Source organism: Bradyrhizobium sp. NBAIM08 (assembly GCF_020193935.1).
In the GTDB taxonomy this organism is placed as follows: Bacteria; Pseudomonadota; Alphaproteobacteria; order Rhizobiales; family Xanthobacteraceae; genus Bradyrhizobium; species Bradyrhizobium yuanmingense.
The window spans coordinates 1-603 of the sequence record NZ_JADYVR010000076.1 but is presented as its reverse complement, the minus strand read 5'-3'; the positions used below and the strand labels follow the sequence as shown (position 1 = coordinate 603).

General features: G+C 68.5%; 1 protein-coding gene. It reads right to left on the bottom strand.

Annotation, left to right across the window (positions count from 1 at the left end; genetic code table 11):
* Positions 1 to 603: phosphopantetheine-binding protein (locus I6F37_RS38455; RefSeq protein ID WP_225148815.1), on the bottom strand; the 603-nt coding region annotated here is incomplete at both ends.

The following is a 603-nucleotide window of genomic DNA, read 5'->3' as shown; positions in this document are numbered from 1 at the left end:
CATCTGCACGGCCAAAAGCGAGTGGCCGCCCAGTTCGAAGAAGTGGTCGTTGCGCCCGATGCGCTCGACACCAAGGAGCTCGGCCCAGATCTGCGCCAGCGCCGTCTCGACCGCACCTTGCGGCGACTGGTAGGCCGCCAGCGCATAGGCCTGATCGGCCGGCGCCGGCAGCGCGTTCCGATCGAGCTTGCCGTTCACCGTGAGCGGAAGCGCCGCCAGCCGCACGAACGCACTCGGCACCATGTAGTCCGGCAGCCGCGCACTTAAGTGCGCCCGCAAGGCGCCCGCAAGCCCGCCTCCATCGCCCTCGTCCGAGCCGGCCTCGGGCGCGCAGACCACATAGGCGATCAGATGTTTGTCGCCGGCGCCGTTCTGGCCCGCCACCACCACCGCCTCGCGCACCCAGGCGTGCTCGCAAAGCCGCGCGACGATCTCGCCCGGCTCGATGCGATAGCCGCGGATCTTCACCTGATCGTCGTTGCGGCCCAGGAACTCAAGATTGCCGTCCGGCAGATAACGTGCAAGGTCGCCGGTCCGGTACAGCCGATCGCCCTCGACAAAGGGACTGGCGATGAACCGCTCCGCGGTCAGCTCAGGGCGGTT